At 67.4% G+C, this 16,330-nt stretch carries 17 protein-coding genes; 7 read left to right on the plus strand and 10 right to left on the minus strand.

Translation table 11 applies throughout. From position 1 onward, the window contains the following. Positions 1–17: 17 nt before the first annotated feature. Both AC5Y49_RS22165 and AC5Y49_RS22170 read left to right on the plus strand, forming a co-directional pair. A complete protein-coding gene (locus AC5Y49_RS22165) occupies positions 18–821 on the plus strand; it encodes a purine-nucleoside phosphorylase (RefSeq protein ID WP_499891277.1) in 804 nt (267 codons plus the stop codon). Next, complete coding sequence (locus AC5Y49_RS22170; protein ID WP_499891278.1) at positions 818–2,413, plus strand: phospho-sugar mutase; 1,596 nt, start codon at positions 818–820, stop codon at positions 2,411–2,413. The genes AC5Y49_RS22165 and AC5Y49_RS22170 overlap by 4 nt, the downstream gene beginning before the upstream one ends. Before the next feature lies 1 nt (position 2,414). Here AC5Y49_RS22170 and upp read toward each other — a convergent pair whose 3' ends face one another. Further along, positions 2,415–3,038: a uracil phosphoribosyltransferase gene (gene upp, locus AC5Y49_RS22175; RefSeq protein WP_499891347.1), complete on the minus strand. Its 624-nt coding sequence runs from the start codon at positions 3,036–3,038 to the stop codon at positions 2,415–2,417. 82 nt (positions 3,039–3,120) lie between these two features. Here upp and AC5Y49_RS22180 point away from each other — a divergent pair, with 82 nt between their 5' ends. Together AC5Y49_RS22180 and satS are read left to right on the plus strand one after the other, a co-directional pair. Beyond that, on the plus strand, positions 3,121–4,026 hold the full coding sequence (locus AC5Y49_RS22180) for an alkaline phosphatase family protein (protein WP_499891279.1): 906 nt from the start codon (positions 3,121–3,123) through the stop codon (positions 4,024–4,026). 44 nt (positions 4,027–4,070) lie between these two features. Further along, positions 4,071–5,336, plus strand: a complete 1,266-nt coding sequence (gene satS, locus AC5Y49_RS22185) for a protein export chaperone SatS (RefSeq protein WP_499891281.1) — start codon at positions 4,071–4,073, stop codon at positions 5,334–5,336. Here the strand turns inward: satS and AC5Y49_RS22190 are convergent. The 3 genes from AC5Y49_RS22190 to AC5Y49_RS22200 are packed head-to-tail and all read right to left on the minus strand — an operon-like array spanning position 5,323 to position 7,468. Further along, entirely contained in the window at positions 5,323–6,003 is a 681-nt protein-coding gene (locus tag AC5Y49_RS22190; protein WP_499891283.1) for a GntR family transcriptional regulator, read from the minus strand. The genes satS and AC5Y49_RS22190 overlap by 14 nt on opposite strands. After that, positions 6,000–6,713 (minus strand): maleate cis-trans isomerase family protein, encoded by a 714-nt coding sequence (locus AC5Y49_RS22195; protein WP_499891285.1) that lies wholly within the window; start codon positions 6,711–6,713, stop codon positions 6,000–6,002. The genes AC5Y49_RS22190 and AC5Y49_RS22195 overlap by 4 nt, the downstream gene beginning before the upstream one ends. Then, complete coding sequence (locus tag AC5Y49_RS22200) at positions 6,710–7,468, minus strand: maleate cis-trans isomerase family protein (protein WP_499891287.1); 759 nt, start codon at positions 7,466–7,468, stop codon at positions 6,710–6,712. Before AC5Y49_RS22200 ends, AC5Y49_RS22195 begins: the two co-directional genes overlap by 4 nt. Positions 7,469–7,526: 58 nt before the next feature. Here AC5Y49_RS22200 and AC5Y49_RS22205 point away from each other — a divergent pair, with 58 nt between their 5' ends. After that, positions 7,527–8,513, plus strand: a complete 987-nt coding sequence (locus AC5Y49_RS22205) for a D-2-hydroxyacid dehydrogenase (RefSeq protein ID WP_499891289.1) — start codon at positions 7,527–7,529, stop codon at positions 8,511–8,513. Positions 8,514–8,525: 12 nt separating this feature from the next. Beyond that, the gene (locus tag AC5Y49_RS22210) at positions 8,526–9,899 is read left to right on the plus strand and encodes an amidase (RefSeq protein ID WP_499891290.1); all 1,374 of its coding nucleotides are present in this window, start codon (positions 8,526–8,528) and stop codon (positions 9,897–9,899) included. Positions 9,900–9,992: 93 nt separating this feature from the next. Here AC5Y49_RS22210 and AC5Y49_RS22215 read toward each other — a convergent pair whose 3' ends face one another. Then, the gene (locus tag AC5Y49_RS22215) at positions 9,993–10,484 is read right to left on the minus strand and encodes a DUF3830 family protein (protein WP_499891293.1); all 492 of its coding nucleotides are present in this window, start codon (positions 10,482–10,484) and stop codon (positions 9,993–9,995) included. A gap of 88 nt (positions 10,485–10,572) precedes the next feature. On the opposite strand from AC5Y49_RS22215, the gene AC5Y49_RS22220 reads away from it, so the two are divergent. Beyond that, entirely contained in the window at positions 10,573–11,973 is a 1,401-nt protein-coding gene (locus tag AC5Y49_RS22220; protein WP_499891349.1) for an NAD-dependent succinate-semialdehyde dehydrogenase, read from the plus strand. A 4-nt stretch (positions 11,974–11,977) separates the two neighbouring features. On the opposite strand, the gene AC5Y49_RS22225 is transcribed toward AC5Y49_RS22220, so the two are convergent. The 5 genes from AC5Y49_RS22225 to AC5Y49_RS22245 are packed head-to-tail and all read right to left on the minus strand — an operon-like array spanning position 11,978 to position 16,204. Further along, complete coding sequence (locus AC5Y49_RS22225; RefSeq protein WP_499891294.1) at positions 11,978–12,763, minus strand: ABC transporter permease; 786 nt, start codon at positions 12,761–12,763, stop codon at positions 11,978–11,980. A gap of 4 nt (positions 12,764–12,767) precedes the next feature. Further along, positions 12,768–13,433, minus strand: coding sequence for an ABC transporter ATP-binding protein (locus AC5Y49_RS22230; protein ID WP_499891296.1), 666 nt, complete (start codon positions 13,431–13,433; stop codon positions 12,768–12,770). Between the two features lie 4 nt (positions 13,434–13,437). Further along, positions 13,438–14,526: an adenosine deaminase gene (locus tag AC5Y49_RS22235; protein WP_499891298.1), complete on the minus strand. Its 1,089-nt coding sequence runs from the start codon at positions 14,524–14,526 to the stop codon at positions 13,438–13,440. After that, on the minus strand, positions 14,523–15,815 hold the full coding sequence (locus tag AC5Y49_RS22240) for a thymidine phosphorylase (RefSeq protein WP_499891301.1): 1,293 nt from the start codon (positions 15,813–15,815) through the stop codon (positions 14,523–14,525). Before AC5Y49_RS22240 ends, AC5Y49_RS22235 begins: the two co-directional genes overlap by 4 nt. Next, on the minus strand, positions 15,812–16,204 hold the full coding sequence (locus AC5Y49_RS22245; RefSeq protein ID WP_499891303.1) for a cytidine deaminase: 393 nt from the start codon (positions 16,202–16,204) through the stop codon (positions 15,812–15,814). The genes AC5Y49_RS22240 and AC5Y49_RS22245 overlap by 4 nt, the downstream gene beginning before the upstream one ends. Positions 16,205–16,330 lie beyond the last annotated feature (126 nt).

Here is a 16,330-nt window from a genome sequence, read left to right on the forward strand (position 1 = left end):
GAGTAGGCTCGCCCTTTGTGACTGGTCCGCCCGATGCCGACGCGCTGGCGCAACGGGCGGCGAAACTCATCGCCGAGGGCACCGGTGTTGCCGAGCACGACGTGGCGATTGTTCTCGGGTCGGGATGGGCGCCGGCCGTCACGGCGCTGGGCACCGCGACCGCAGTACTACCGATGGCCGAATTGCCCGGATTCACCCCACCCACCGCGGTCGGGCACATCGGTCAGGTGTTGTCGGTCGGCATCGGTGAACACCGGGTATTGGTATTGGCCGGCCGCGTCCACGCCTACGAAGGACACGACCTGGTGCATGTCGTGCATCCGGTGCGGGCGGCCTGCGCGGCGGGCGCCCGCGTCGTCATCCTCACCAACGCGGCCGGCGGTCTGCGCACGGACTTCGCGGTCGGTCAACCGGTGCTGATCAGCGACCATCTGAATCTGACCGCGCGGTCTCCGCTGATCGGGCCGCAGTTCGTGGACCTGGTCGATGCGTACGCGCCGCGGCTGCGGGAGCTGGCCCGGCAGGTCGACCCCGAGCTGGCCGACGGTGTGTATGCCGGGTTGCCGGGACCGCACTTCGAAACGCCGGCCGAAATCCGGATGCTGCGCGTGCTGGGAGCCGACCTGGTGGGAATGTCGACCGTGCACGAGACGATCGCCGCGCGGGCGGCCGGCGCCGAGGTGCTGGGTGTGTCACTGGTGACGAACCTGGCGGCCGGGATCACCGGCGAGCCGCTCAGCCACGTCGAGGTGCTGGCCGCCGGCGCCGCCTCGGCCACCCGAATGGGTTCGCTGCTGGCCGATGTCGTTGCGCGGTTGTGACGCCTCAGGAGTGGATCGCGCACGATCCAGATCCGGTGACGGCCGCCGAACTCGCCCGCTGCGATCCCGCTGAGCTGTCCGCGCGGTTCTCCCGGCCGTTGACGTTCGGCACCGCCGGGTTGCGCGGCCCGGTGCGGGGCGGGCCGGACGCGATGAACCTCGCGGTGGTGTTGCGTGCCAGCTGGGCGGTGGCGCAAGTGCTCAAACGCCGCGGTTCGGCCGGTTCGACGGTGATCGTCGGGCGCGACGCCCGCCACGGCTCGGATGCGTTCGCTGCGGCAACCGCTGAAGTGTTTGCCGCCGAAGGATTTTCAGTGCTGTCACTGCCGCAGCCGGTACCTACACCGGTCGTGGCATTCGCGGTGCGGCATATCGGCGCGGTGGCTGGCATCCAGATCACCGCATCACACAACCGGCCAATCGACAACGGCTACAAGGTGTATTTCGACGGTGGCATTCAGATCATCTTCCCGGCCGACCGCGACGTCGAAACCGCGATGGCGGCCGCCCCGTTCGCCGATCGCATTGCGCGCTCGGCCGTCGAACCCGCGGACAGTGCGCTGATCGACCGCTACATCGAGCGCGCCGCCAGTGTGCGGCGTTCGACGGCGGGTTCGGTTCGAGTAGCGCTGACGCCGCTGCACGGGGTGGGCGGAGCGGTGGCCGTCGAAACTTTGCGCCGCGCCGGGTTCGACGACGTGCGCACTGTGTCCGCCCAATTCGCGCCGGACCCCGACTTCCCCACCGTGGCGTTCCCCAATCCCGAAGAGCCCGGCGTCACCGACGCGCTGTTGGCCCTGGCCGTCGATGTCGACGCGGACATCGCGATTGCGCTGGATCCCGACGCCGACCGCTGCGCGGTCGGAATACCCACCCCGTCGGGGTGGCGCATGCTGTCGGGCGACGAAACCGGCTGGCTGCTCGGCGATTACCTCCTCTCCCATGTCGGTGCCCCCGCGACGAGTGTGGTGGCCAGCACGGTGGTGTCGTCGCGAATGCTGGCCGCGATCGCCGCGCACTATGGCGCCCGGCACGTCGAGACGCTCACCGGTTTCAAATGGCTGGCCCGCGCCGACGCGGAGCAGCCCGAGAGCACCTTGATCTACGCCTACGAGGAGGCGATCGGGCACTGCGTGGACCCGGTCGCAGTGCGCGACAAGGACGGCATCAGCGCCGCGGTGCTGGCTTGTGATCTGGCGGCGTCATTGCGGCAACAGGGCCGCTCGGTACTCGACGTGCTTGACGAACTCGCGCGCCGCTACGGGGTGCACCTCGTGGGCGCCGTGACACGTCCGGTAGCCGACACCGGCGAGGCAGCCGAGTTCATGCGCCGGTTACGGTCAAACCATCCGACCCGGTTGGCCGGATTCCAGATCAGCACAACCGATCTCGCCCCGCGCACCGATGCACTGGTCTTCACCGGCGGCGCCGCCGACACGTCAGTCCGGGTGGTCGTCCGCCCGTCGGGAACCGAACCAAAGCTCAAGTGCTATCTGGAAGTTCGCTGCGCACCGGCCGGCGACCTGGATCATGCCCGGCATCACGCAGCCGAGCTGCGCGACGAACTAATGTCCGTGATCCAAAGGTGGTAGCTCACCGCGGACCGAATTGCCGATCGCCGGCGTCGCCGAGCCCGGGGACAATGTAGGCGTTCTCGTTGAGTCGCTCGTCGACCGCGGCGGTGAACAGCCGCGCTGTTGGAGCCGACTCCTGAAGCGCCGCAATGCCTTCCGGAGCTGCCACCACGCACAGCGCGGTGATGTCGACCGCGCCACGGCGACACAGTAATGCGATGGTGTGCGCCATCGACCCACCGGTGGCCAGCATCGGGTCAAGCACGATCACCGCCTGTTCGCTCAAGTCTTCGGGCAGCGACTCCAGATATGGGACCGGCAGGAAGGTCTCCTCATCGCGGGCGACCCCGACGAACCCGACACGGGCTTCCGGCAGCAACGCATGCGCCTGATCGACCATGCCCAAACCGGCCCGCAGCACCGGCACCAGCAGCGGCGGTCTGGCCAGCCGCGTACCGGCCGTGTCGGCCAATGGTGTGCGCACCGTGACCGTCTCGCAGGGCGCGTCCCGGGTGGCCTCGTAGACCAGCATCAACGTCAGATCGCGCAACGCAGCGCGAAACGCCGCGCTGCCGGTCTGTTCATCGCGCAGCGTAGTGAGTCTGGCCGCGGCCAGTGGGTGGTCGACGACGCACACCTCCACGGCAATCGACCCTAGTATTTTGCTGCTGGACACGCGTGCGTTCATGGCGGGCTCGCCGAACAACGGCTTTTATACTCCCGGCATGCGACGCCGTCGCGGGCGCTATGGCAACCGATACCGAACAGTCAGCCTGTATGGCACATTGGCGCTGTTGACCGTCGTGATGTCCTGGCCGACAGCGCATTTCACCGGCCCGAAAGCGCCAGTGAGCTTCGCGGCCGCCACCGTACCGTCGCCGGCCCACGTGGTGGTGGTGGTGGAAGAGAACCGCTCCTACTCGAACATCATCGGTAACGCGGCGGCCCCCTATATCAACGCACTGGCCGCCGGCGGCGCGTCGATGACGCAATCGTTCGCCGAAGTACATCCGAGCCAACCGAATTACTTCGCGCTGTTCGCCGGAAGCACACTGGGAGTCAAAGAGAACACCTGCCCGGTCAACGGCGCCAACACCCCGAACCTGGGCGCACAGTTGCTGGCCTCGGGGCGCACTTTCATCGGGTTCGCCGAAGGGCTGCCGGCCGCCGGCTCGCAGGTCTGCAGCACCGCGAAGTACGCCCGCAAGCACGCACCGTGGGTCAACTTCAGCAACATTCCGCCGTCGTACTCGTTGCCGTTCTCCGCATTTCCGGCGCCGCAGAACTACGCCAGCCTGCCGACCGTCTCATTCGTCATCCCCGACGTCGACAACGACATGCACGACGGCTCGATCACCCGCGGCGACACCTGGCTGCAGCAGAACGTGTCGGCCTATGCCGAGTGGGCAAAAGCCAACAACAGCTTGCTGATCTTGACCTGGGACGAGGACGACAACTCCGAACACAACCGGATCCCGACGATCTTCTACGGGGCCAACGTCAGGCCCGGCACCTACAGTCAGCCGATGAGCCACTACAACCTGCTGTCCACCCTGGAGCAGATGTACGGGCTGCCCAAGCTCGGTTTGGCGGCGCGAGCGCCGGCCATCACCGATATCTGGGTCGGATAGCCCGCTCGGTCACCGGCACGGTACCCGTCGTTATTCTGTGCCGCATGGCTGCTGACCTCGTGCCGATTCGCCTGAGCCTGACCGCCGGTGACCGCTACACCATCTGGGCGCCCCGCTGGCGCGACGCCGGTGACGAGTGGGAGGCGTTCCTCGGCCACGATGAAGACTTGTACGGCTTCGAGACGGCCGCTGACCTGGTCGCCTTCGTACGTACCAACACCGACAACGACCTGGTCGACCATCCGGGCTGGCAGCGGCTGACCGAGGCCAACGCCCACAAGCTGGACCCCGCCGAGGCTCAGCAGTTCGACCTGATCGCGGTCGAGGAGGTGGTCGCCGAGAAGCCGACCGAGGAGTCGGTGACGGCGCTGGCCGGCACGCTGGCCGTGGTGTCCTCCATCGGCTCGGTCTGCGAGTTGCCGGCGGTGATGAAGTTCTTCAACGGCAACCCCAGTCTGGGCACAGTGTCCGGCGGTATCGATCACTTCACCGGCAAAGCCGGACTGCGGCGCTGGCATGGGATCGCCGAGGTCATCGCCCGCAGCTGGGACGACGTGCTGGCCGCCGTCGACCGCGTCATCAGCACTCCCGACGTCGACGCCGCGGTGGCGTCGAAGGCCGCCGACGAACTGGCGGAACCGCTCGACGAGCCCGAGGAAGACGAGGTCGAGGACGCAGCAGCGGACGAGGTCGAGCCCGCCGACGATGCCGCTGACGAAGAGGAAACCCGCGCGGCAGGTGACACCGCGGTGTTGGGCGGCGACGCGGACTTCTGGGGCCAGGTGGGTATCGACCCGATCCAGCTCCTGACCGGGGCCGGCACGTTCTACACACTGCGGTGCTATTTCGACGATCGTCCGATCTTCTTGGGCCGCAACGGGCGGATCAGTGTGTTCAGCTCGGAGCGGGCCCTGGCGCGTTATCTGGCCGACGAGCACGACCATGACCTGTCGGACCTGAGCACCTACGACGACATCCGCACCGCCGCCACCGACGGGTCGTTGCAGGTCGAGGTCACCGACGACAACGTCTACGTGCTGACTGGCCTCGGTGACGATCTTGCCGACGGGCCGGATGCGGTGGACCGGGAGCAGCTCGACCTGGCGGTGGAATTGCTGCGCGATGTCGGCGACTACGCCGAGGACAACACCGTCGACAAGGCGCTGGCGAACGAACGCCCGCTGGGCAAGTTCGTGGCCTACGTCTTGGAGCCGGGTTCGGCAGGCAAGCCGGGCGCCCCGTTCGCCGAAGTGGTGCGCGAGTGGGAGGCGCTGGACCGGTTTGTGGAGTCGCGGCTCAGGCGCGAATAGCGCGCAGTGCCAAGAGCCGTCGGACCGCGTCGTCCATGTGCTCGTCGATGAGCCGCAGCGCCGCTGCCTTATCACCGGAGCCGATCGCGTCGCGCAGCGTGACATGCTCGGCAACCTGTTCGGCCAGGTCCGGGTAGGCGTCTTGGAGTTCGCCGAGCAGCATTCGAGTTTCCAACAGCAGGGTCCGCATCGCCCGATGCAGCCGCGGGCTGCCGGCGCACGCGACCAGCACCTCATGAAACTGCTGGTCCGCGTCCGCCACTGCAGCACCATCGAGGCGGGCGGCCGCCGCGATCATCGCGTCGACGGGCACCGCGAGACAGGCGCGGGCGGCGCCGGTGTCGCCGCGCAGAATCTCCTCGATCGCCGCCCGCTCGATGGCCTTGCGGACCTGGTAGACGTCAGACACGTCGGCTTCGGTGAGTTCGACCACGAAGATGCCGCGGTGGCGTTCGCTGCGCAACAGCCCTTCGGCCACCAGCCGCTGCATCGCCTCGCGCAACGGGCCGCGCGACACCGCGAACTGGGCAGCAAGGCCGGCTTCTCCCAGCTGTTGACCGGGGGCCAGCTGGCCGCGGGTGATTGCGTCGCGCAACCGCTCGGCGATCAGCTCGGCCGTCGACTGTCTGCTCAACGGCTCGAAGGCTGCCGGATCTGAAACCGTCATCGTCGCTCCTCGAACAGCGACCCCAGGCCGGTGGCATGTCGCGTTATCCCGGCAATACGCAAGCCCTCCCACACGGTGACCGCGTTGGCGGTCAGTACCGGCTTGTCGAGCAGCTGCTCGAGCGCCTCGACCTGGGCCACGGTGTGCATGGCGGTGTCCGGGATCAGCAGCGCGTCGGCAGTCGGATTGTCGTTGCTTTGGGCCAGCTTCTGCACCTGCTCCGGGTCCAGCCGCCCCACTTCGGCAGCGGTGTCGATACCGGCATTACCCATCGACTCGACGCTGATGTTGTGTGCGGCAAGGAAACTGACGAACAGGTCGGCGATGTCTCGCGGATAGCTGGCCGCTACGGCAACCCGCGAGCAGCCCAGTGCGGCCAGTGCATGGACGAACGCGAACGAGGTGCTCGACGCCGGCACTCCGGCGGCCTTGGACAGTCCGTCGGCCTGCTCGACCGCCCCGTCCGGCCCGTACACGAATCCCCCTGAGGTGCAGGCGAACATCACCGCATCCGGCCGGTGTGGCGCCAACAACGCCGCCCCCTCGGCCAGTTTGGCCGGGCTTCCCAGGTCGCGCAGCTCGTCGACGGCGTGCAGGTCTGTTCCATACACGTGCACCACGGCCAGGTTCACCCCGAGCCGTTCCGCGACCCACGGGTAGTCGGATTCCGCGGCGTGGTCGGGGTAGATGAAGCCGACGGTGTCGTTCATCGCTGTGCCTCCGCGAAGACGTCTCGCAACCAGCGGCCCGGTCCCATCATCGGTAGCTCCATCCGGCCCAGGCACGCCCACATGGTCAGCTGGTTGGCCGTCAGGATCGGCTTGCCGAGCATTTCCTCCAACGGGGCGATGATGTCGTAGGTGCGCAGGTTCGTGCAGCTGACAAAAATGGCCTGCGCGTCGGGGTGGTCGGCGGCGACGATCCGTTCAGCCACCGTGCGGTAGTTCACCTTCCAAATACCGCCGCCCAAGCCAAGATAATCGGATTGCAGCACCGTCACGCCCAGCTGGTTGAGGAAGGTGTGCAGAAGTTCGGTCAACTCTTCGTCGTAGGGTGTGATCACGGATATCCGGGAAATCTTCAGCGCTGTAATGGCTTCGGCTAACGCTCCCGATGTCGTAAGGGCGGCCTTGGCGCCGGCGGCCTCGATGGCGGCGACCAAGGTCTTTTCATACTCCACGCCGTGGACGAAACTACCCGAAGTACATAGGTAAGCGACCACCTCGGGTTCGACGTGCAGCACGTCACGAGTCGCCGCCTCCAGATGGCTTGTGTTCGAAACCAGTTCGGCCATCAGCCGGCTCACCGGAACGGGTTCATAGTGGGTGCGGGCCAAGTGCAGGGACACGTCGGCCGGAATCCATCGCCACAACTCGCGTTCTAATGCCAGATCGAAGGGCGCGATGATGCCGATGCCTCGTTGCTCAGCTGGACCGTCGAACTCTGGCAAGCTCGACAGATCCATGGGTGGTCCCAACTGACGTACCACTCCAGGCCGGCCCTGGATTGTTGACAATCATACGATGTGTTTCTACCGTGTCAATGTGGGCGCGCGCTCTGTCGTCACGGTCCAACACGGCGAGTCGGTCCCCGGCCACCTTTCCTCGATCGACGCGGACGCCGAACTGCGGCTGGTGCCGTCGTCGCGGCTCGCCGACGCGCTGCCGGGCGCCGATGTGCTCTTTGTCTACGACTTCTCCTCGCCGGCGTTGCGGTCGGCCTGGCCGGCTGCCGATTCGCTGCGCTGGGTGCAGGTCGCGGCCGTCGGAGTGGATGCGGTGCTGTTCGACGATCTGATCGACAGCCCGGTGGTGCTGACCAATTCACGTGGCATCTTCGAACGTCCGATCGCGGAATACGTTCTGGGACAGATCCTGGCTTTCGCCAAGGATTTCCGGCGGTCGATGCGTGCGCAGGAGACTCAACAGTGGCGCCACTTCGAATCGGAGCCAATTGCCGGCGCATCGGTCGTCGTCGTCGGCACCGGCCCGGTCGGCCGGGCCATCGCCCGGTTGCTGCGGGCGGTCGGCATGACCGTGCGCGGTGTCGGACGCACGCCGCGCGCCGATGCAGACTTCGGTGAGATCAGCGCTGATCTGCATGCCGCGGTGGCCGACGCCGACTATGTGGTGCTCGCCGCTCCGCTGACGCCGCAGACTCGCGGAATCGTGGACGCCGAAGCGCTGGCCGCCATGTCGCCCCGGGCACGGTTGATCAACATTGGCCGCGGTGAGTTGGTGGTGACCGATGCGTTGGTGGCGGCGCTGCAGGACGGGCGCCTTGCCGGTGCGGCACTCGACGTCGTCGATCCAGAACCATTGCCGCCGGGCCATCCGCTCTGGACTGCGCCCAATATTGTTCTGACTCCACACAATAGCGGCGACGTGCACGGGTGGACCGTCGAACTGCAGCAGCAGTTCATCGCCAACTTCCACCGCTATCGCGCCGGCCAACCATTACACAATGTCGTCGACAAGCACCGCGGCTACGCGCCGACCGGGGCCGGCTAAGGAGTAGCGCGCATGACCGAACCAACCGACCTGACTGCGCTGCAGCTGGTCGCTGCCTACACATCCGGTGAACTCTCACCCGTCGAGGCGACCGCGGCCGCGCTGTCGGTCATCGCCGAGCGTGACGGCGAGATCAACGCCTTCTGCCTGGTCGACGAGGAAGCGGCGCTGGCGCAGGCCCGCAAGTCCGAGGCCCGTTGGCAAGGCCACTACACCAAGGGACTTCTCGACGGTGTGCCGATCGCCATCAAGGACGTGTTCCGAACCGCCGGTTGGCCCACCCTGCGCGGCTCGCGGCTGACCGACGCCGCCGGGCCCTGGCCCGACGACAGCCCGGCGGTGGGCAAAATTCGCAACGACGGCATGGTGATGCTCGGCAAGACCACCACCCCGGAGTTGGCCTGGAAAGGCGTCACCGACAGCGCCCGGCATGGTGTGACCCGCAACCCGGTCGATCCCACTCGCACGGCGGGCGGTTCGTCGGGCGGCAGCGCCGCGGCAGTGGCCGCCGGCATGGCGCCGTTGTCGATCGGTACCGACGGCGGCGGCAGCATTCGGATTCCGGCCAGCTTTTGCGGAGTGGTCGGCTTCAAACCCACCCACGGGCGGGTGCCGATGTATCCGATCAGCCCGTTCGGCCCACTGGCGCACGGCGGGCCGATCACCCGAACCGTCGAGGACGCCGCGATGTTGATGGACATCATCGCGCTGCCGGACCATCGTGACCCGACCTCGCTGCCACCGACGCTGGCCACCTATCGCGGCGAACTCCACCGCGACGTCGTGGGATTGGGCGTCGCCTATTCGGCCACGCTGGGCTACGTCGAGGTCGATCCCGAGATCGCGTCGGCGGTGGCGACGGCCGTGCGGGCGCTGGCCGATGCAGGGCTGAACGTCGTCGAGGCCGATCCCGGCTTCGCCGACCCGATTGACGCCTTCGAAACCGTGTGGGCCACCGGGGTGGCCGGCAGCCTGCGGGCTTACGGCGACCAGAGCCGCGGCCTCGTCGACCCCGGTCTGGTGGAGATGTGGGATCGGGGATTGACCGTATCGGGCGTCGACTATCTCGACGCACGGCAGGTCTGTGTCGACCTGGGCCTGGCAATGGGGCAGTTCCATGAAACGCACAACCTGCTGATCACCCCGACGACGCCGATCCCGGCGTTCACCGCCGGCCATGACGTGCCGGTCGGGTCCGAGATGCGTTGGTGGGCGCAGTGGACACCGTTCACCTACCCGTTCAACATGACTCAGCAGCCCGCGCTGAGTATCCCGACCGGGGTGACACGTGACGGGCTGCCCATTGGTCTGCAGATCATCGGTCCCCGGCACAGCGACGACCTGGTGCTGGCCGTGGGCCGGTTCGCCGAACAGGTCCTGAGTTAGCCCCTCCCTTTGCGCGAGCGTGCGTGTCCCCGGCCGACACGCCTGGCGCGATACCGTTTTTGCGCACGCTCGCAGCTGGGACCGGCCAACGAGCTAGGCGCGGGCGAAGGCCAATTGCTCGCCGATCGCGCCGCCCATCCACAGGTCGGTACAGGCTGCGGCGATGTCGTCCAGCCCTTCTTCGATCGTGGCGAAGACATTACCGGGCACCCAGCCGATGTCCCCGTTGATCAGTAAGTTGTTGCGGCCGTAGAAGATTGCCAGATCGGTAGCCCCTTGCGGGGAATGCGCCTCGGAGCCTTCGTCATAGCCGTAGGCCGGGTTTCCGATCTCGGACGCCTCAAAGCCGAAGAAGCACACGTCGCCGGGAATCGGTGTCACCGTGCAGTTTTCGCGTCCCGGAGCACCCAGGGGCGGTAGCAGCGTGTACACCTCGTTACGGGCGTACTTACCGTGATAGGCCTGGCCGGCCACCGGCAGCGCATCCCAGACTGCCGCGCAGGTACGCGGCGCTTGATCGTCGAGCAACCGCGCCCGGCAGGACACGTTGCGCTTGGTCAGCGTGATCGAGATAAAGCGCGCCACGTGGGCCCCCTACCTTTGTCGATTGTTGACAATTCACTAGCATAGTGGCGTGCCGACGGATACCGAACGCATGGTGGTGGCCCGGGCCATGGAACAGCAACCGGCCGACGGCACCCGATTCGACGTCATCGATCCCTCGACCGAGCAGCCGATAGGCGCGGTGCTGGACATGGGACCCGACGCGGCCACCGCCTGCCTCGACGCCGCGGTCTCGGCGCAGCCGTGCTGGGCGGCGACCACCCCCACCCAACGCGCCGACGTCTTGACTCGCGCCTACCAGTTGATGGTCGAGCGCACCGACGACTTGGCGCTGCTGATGACGCTCGAGATGGGCAAGCCCCTGCCGGAGGCGGCCGGTGAGGTGCGTTATGCGGCCGAATTCTTCCGCTGGTTCGCCGGTGAGGCGCTGCGGATCGACGGCGGGTTGATGACCTCACCCGACGGCCGGTCCCGTCTGCTGGTCACCCACCAGCCGGTCGGGCCGTCGTTGCTCGTCACCCCGTGGAACTTTCCGCTGGCGATGGGCACCCGCAAGATCGGCCCGGCGCTGGCAGCGGGCTGCACCTGTGTGGTCAAGCCGGCCGAGCAGACCCCGCTGTCGATGCTTGCGCTGCTGGGCAGCCTGCGCGAGGCCGGTGTTCCCGACGGCGTCGTCACCGTGGTGACGACCACCGATCCGGCAGCGGCGATGGCCCCGTTGCTGGCCGACCCGCGGGCGCGCAAGCTGTCGTTCACCGGCTCCACCGCCGTTGGTCGGGTGCTGCTGGCGCAATGCGCGGCGACCGTCAAGCGCACCTCGATGGAACTCGGCGGCAACGCGCCCTTCATCGTGTTCGACGACGCCGACATCGACGAGGCGGTCGCTGGAGCGCTGGCCGCCAAGATGCGCAACATCGGCCAGGCCTGCACCGCCGCTAACCGGATCTACGTTCAGCGCTCCATCGCCGAGTCGTTCACCGCCGCGCTCGTCGACCGGATGCGCGCGCTGAAAGTCGGGCGTGGCACCGAGACCGGGGTGGACGTCGGGCCGCTGATCGACGCCGACGCGGTGGCCAAGGTGTCGGCATTGGTGGCCGACGCCCGCGCCCGTGGGGCCACCGTACGGCTCGGCGGGCAGCGCCTCGACATGCCCGGATACTTCTATCCCCCAACGGTTCTCACCGATGTCCCGGACGATGCCGATATGGCGTGCACCGAGATCTTCGGACCGGTGGCCGCAGTCAGCGCCTTCGACACCGAGGACGAGGTCGTCGCACGGGCCAACGACACCGAATACGGCCTGGTCGCCTACCTCTACACCAACGACACCCGGCGCGGCTGGCGCGTGGCCGAGGCGCTCGACACCGGGATGGTCGGCCTCAACCAGGGTGTGGTTTCCACACCGTCCGGCCCGTTCGGCGGGGTCAAGCAGTCCGGGCTCGGCCGCGAAGGCGGCTTCCTCGGCATTGCCGAATTCCTGGAAACCAAATACATCGGCGCGGCCCGCTAAACCACTACCGGTTCGCCTGCCGGCGGCCGAGCGGCAGCAGCCGGTGGTCACGAGTGAAGATCCGACGCACTAGGCCAAGCGCCACCACCACAGTGGTGACCGCGACCGACCCCAGGATCAGAAACATCACGACCGCCTGCACCAGTACCGCCTCTACCGGGGACACCCCCGCCAGGATGAGCCCGGTCATCGCGCCCGGCAAGAAAACCAGACCGGTGGCCTTGGTGGTTTCGATCTGCGGAGTCAGCGCCGACCGCAACGCGGTTCGCAGGTAGGGGGCGGCAGCTTGACGGTAGGGCTGAGCGAGAGCCAGTCGGGCTTCAACCTCGTCGCGCTTGTCACGCAACTCGTCGACCAGGCGGCGGGCCACCAGCACCGTGGCCGTCATCGAGTTGCCGATCATCATGCCCGCGATCGGAACCAGGGTCCGGGGCTCCAGGGGAAACACCCGCAACCCGAATATCACGCCGAGCGTGACGGCCGCCGCGGTGGCGAAGGCGGCGATCGCCAATGGCCCCAGTCGGGGGACCTCCGGCGCGCGTCTGCGGGCGACATCGCCGGCATACGCGACCATGCCCGCCGTCCACGCCCACGACCACCACATCGACCGGCCCGGCTCGAAAAGCAAGACCAATACGCCACCCACCAGCAGCAGCTGCACCAGCGCGCGCACCGCCGACCACACCACCTGGCGTTCCAAATCCAGCCGCTGCCATAGCGAGATCGCCGCCGCGAATCCCACCAATGCCAGCGATATCGCCAGCCCTACCCATCCGACTTCGCCGTTCATCGCGTCACCTCCCCGCTGCCGGTCCGGCTCCGGTGCAGCGGCCTTGTTCGATCTGCACCACCCAATCGGCGATGCGCTCAACCTGCGCCGAATCGTGGGTGACCCACAGCGCAGGAATTCCGTCCTCGTCGGCCAGCGCGCGCACCGCCTGTTCGATCGCGCGCGCCGCGGTGTTGTCGACGGCCGACGTCGGTTCGTCCAGCAGCAGCACCTGCGGCTGCGCAATCAGCGTGCGGGCCAAGCACATCCGCTGCGCCTCGCCGCCGGACAGCGCCGTGGCGTCGCGATCCAGCCACGACCCGGTCAACGCCACCCGCGCCAGCATGTCGCGCATCTGCGCGTGCGATGCCTGCGGGTCGGCGGCTCGCAGGTTGTCACTGACGGTGCCGGGAAACGGTGTCGGGCGCTGGAAACACATGCCGACTTGGCGCCGCAACCAGAGCGGGTCGGCGTCTTCGACGTCGTTGCCGTAGAACAACACTCGCCCGCTGGTCGGTACCTCCAGCCGATTGCACAATCGCAGCAACGTCGACTTGCCCGATCCCGACGGGCCGAACACCACCGTGACCCCCTTCTTCGGGATCTCGGCGGTGAACCCGTCCAGCGCACGCACATCGTCACGCTGCACCACGACGTCGGCGAAGTCGAACACCGAGTCGGTCGCGGCCACCGCGCTAGCCGACCAACACCGCGTACCGCGGTTTGATGACGTCGTCAATGATCGCCAACCGCTCGTCGAATGGAATGAAGGCCGACTTCATCGCATTGATGGTGAACCGCTCGAGGTCAGTCCAGCCGTAGCCGAAAGCCTCTACCAGCCGATGCATTTCGCGGCTCATGAAGGTGTCGCTCATCAGCCGGTTGTCGGTGTTGATCGTCACCCGGAATCTGGCCCGCGCCAACAGGTCGAACGGGTGGTTGGCGATGCTGTCGACGGCGCCGGTCTGCACGTTGGAGCTCGGGCACATCTCGAAGGGAATCCGCTTGTCCCGCAGGATCGATGCCAGCCGGCCCAACCGGACCCGGCCATCGGGCTCGACATCGATGTCGTCGACGATCCGCACGCCGTGGCCCAGCCGGTCGGCGCCGCAGAACGCGATCGCCTCGTGGATGGATGGCAAACCGAATGCCTCACCGGCATGAATGGTGAAGCGGGCGTTGTGGTTTCGCATGTATTCGAAGGCGTCGAGATGCCGCGTGGGAGGGTAGCCGGCCTCGGCGCCGGCGATGTCGAATCCGACGACGCCCTTGTCCCGGAATCGGATCGCCAGCTCGGCGATTTCCCGGGACAGCGCGGCGTGCCGCATGGCGGTGACCAGGCAGCGCACCGTGATAGCGCGCCCCTCGGCTGCGGCGGCCTTCTCGCCGTCGGCGAAACCTGCCAGCACGGCATCGGTGACTTCGTCGAAGGACAGCCCACGGTTGATGTGCAGCTCTGGAGCAAATCGCACTTCGGCGTAGACCACCGAGTCAGCGGCCAGGTCTTCCACGCATTCGCAGGCCACCCGATGCAGTGCCTCGGGAGTCTGCATGACCGCGACAGTGTGCGAGAACGGTTCCAGGTAGCGCTCCAGCGAGCCGCTGTGCGATGCGGTGCGAAACCAGGTGGCCAGCTCGTCGACATCGGTGGCCGGCAGATCGTCGTATCCGGTCTGACCGGCGATCTCGAGCACGGTCGCCGGGCGCAGCCCGCCGTCCAGGTGATCGTGCAACAACGCCTTCGGCGCCTGCCGGATCATCTCCAGGCTCAGCGGTGTGGTCATGACCCAATCCGATCGATGATCAGCGGCCGCTGGGCCGGCGGGGTGTCACCGATGCTCCACGCGCCAGCCAGCTCGGCCATTGCCGCACCGAAGCGTTCGGGGGTGTCGGTGTAGAGGGTGAACAGCGGCTCACCGGCGGCCACCGAGTCTCCGGGGCGGCGGTGGATTCGGATTCCGGCCCCGGGCTGCACCCGCTCGCCCGGGCGGGACCTGCCCGCACCGAGCCGCCATACCGCCAGCCCTACTGCCATTGCCTCGATGTCGCCCATTGTGCCGCCCCGGGGTGCTGTGACGGTCTCGGAACACCTACCGATTGGCAACGGTACCGACAAGTCACCCTGCTGCGCGGCCACTAATGCCCGGAATCGGTCCATCGCGGTGCCGTCGCCCAATGTCTGGGCCGGGTCGTGGCCGTCGACGCCGGCGATCTGCAGCATTTCGGCGGCCAGCCGCAGCGTCAGCTCGACTACGTCGGGCGGTCCGCCGCCGGCCAGTACCTCGAGGGCTTCGGCCACCTCCAGCGCGTTGCCTGCGGTGTGGCCGAGCGGAGCGTTCATGTCGGTGAGCATCGCGCAGGTGGGTACGCCGTGCGCGTCGCCCAGCCGCACCATGGCACGTGCCAGCTCCTCGGCCGGCGGCCGCGACGTCATGAACGCTCCGGAACCGACCTTGACGTCGAGCACCAGCGCGCCGGCTCCTTCGGCCAGCTTTTTGCTCATCACCGAGCTGGCGATCAGTGGCAACGACTCCACGGTGCCGGTGACGTCACGCAACGCATAGAGTTTCGCGTCGGCGGGCGCCAATCGGCCAGCCGCGAAGATTGCGGCGCCGATGTCGCGGAGTTGTTGGCGGACTTGCTGTTTAGTAAGGTCCGCGGTGAAGCCGGCGATCGATTCCAGCTTGTCCAGCGTCCCGCCGGTGTGGCCGAGTCCGCGGCCCGACGCCTGGGGCACTGCGGCACCGCAGGCCGCGACGACGGCTACCAACGGTAACGTGATCTTGTCGCCGACCCCGCCGGTGGAGTGCTTGTCCACCGTGGGCAGCGGCGCGCCGCCGCGGCGCAGATCACCGAAGTCCATCCGCTCACCGGAGGCGATCATTGCCGCCGTCCAGCGGGCGGTTTCGTTGGCGTCCATGCCCTGCAAAAGAATCGCCATCAGCAGCGCCGCCATCTGTTCCTCGGCGACCCGTCCGTCGGTGTAGGCGTCGATGACCCAGTCGATCGCGTCATCGGACAACCGATTGCCGTCGCGTTTGGTCTTGATGACCGTTGGCGCGTCGAAGCTCACGGGAGGTCGCCCGGGCCGAACGCGTCGGGCAACAAGTCACCCAGCCGGCGCGGGCCGTCGGGGTGATCGATCAGCAACTCCGGTCCGCCGTGCTCCAACAGCACCTGTCGGCACCGCCCGCAGGGCATCAAAAGAGAGCCACCTGCCTCGAGGCAGGACAGCGCGAGTAGCCGTCCGCCGCCGCCCGTATGTAGGGCGCACACCACAGCACACTCGGCGCAGAGACCTAGGCCATATGAGACATTCTCCACATTGCAGCCGGTGATCACGCGTCGATCGTCGACCAACGCTGCTGCTCCCACTCGCAGCCCCGAATACGGTGCGTAAGCACTCCGCGCTACCTGAATCGCCTTGTCGCGCAGCAATTCCCAGTCAACAGTGTCGGTCATCATCGCGGCAACGAGCGTGGGGGGCAATACACGGGGCGGGCTCCGATCACTGTTGGTTAACTCACAACGCCAGCCTAGATCCACCGCCGTCCAACGCGTTGGCGGCCGCGGAGTGGTTTATCCGGC

This window comes from Mycobacterium sp. NGS62, from assembly GCF_059812285.1.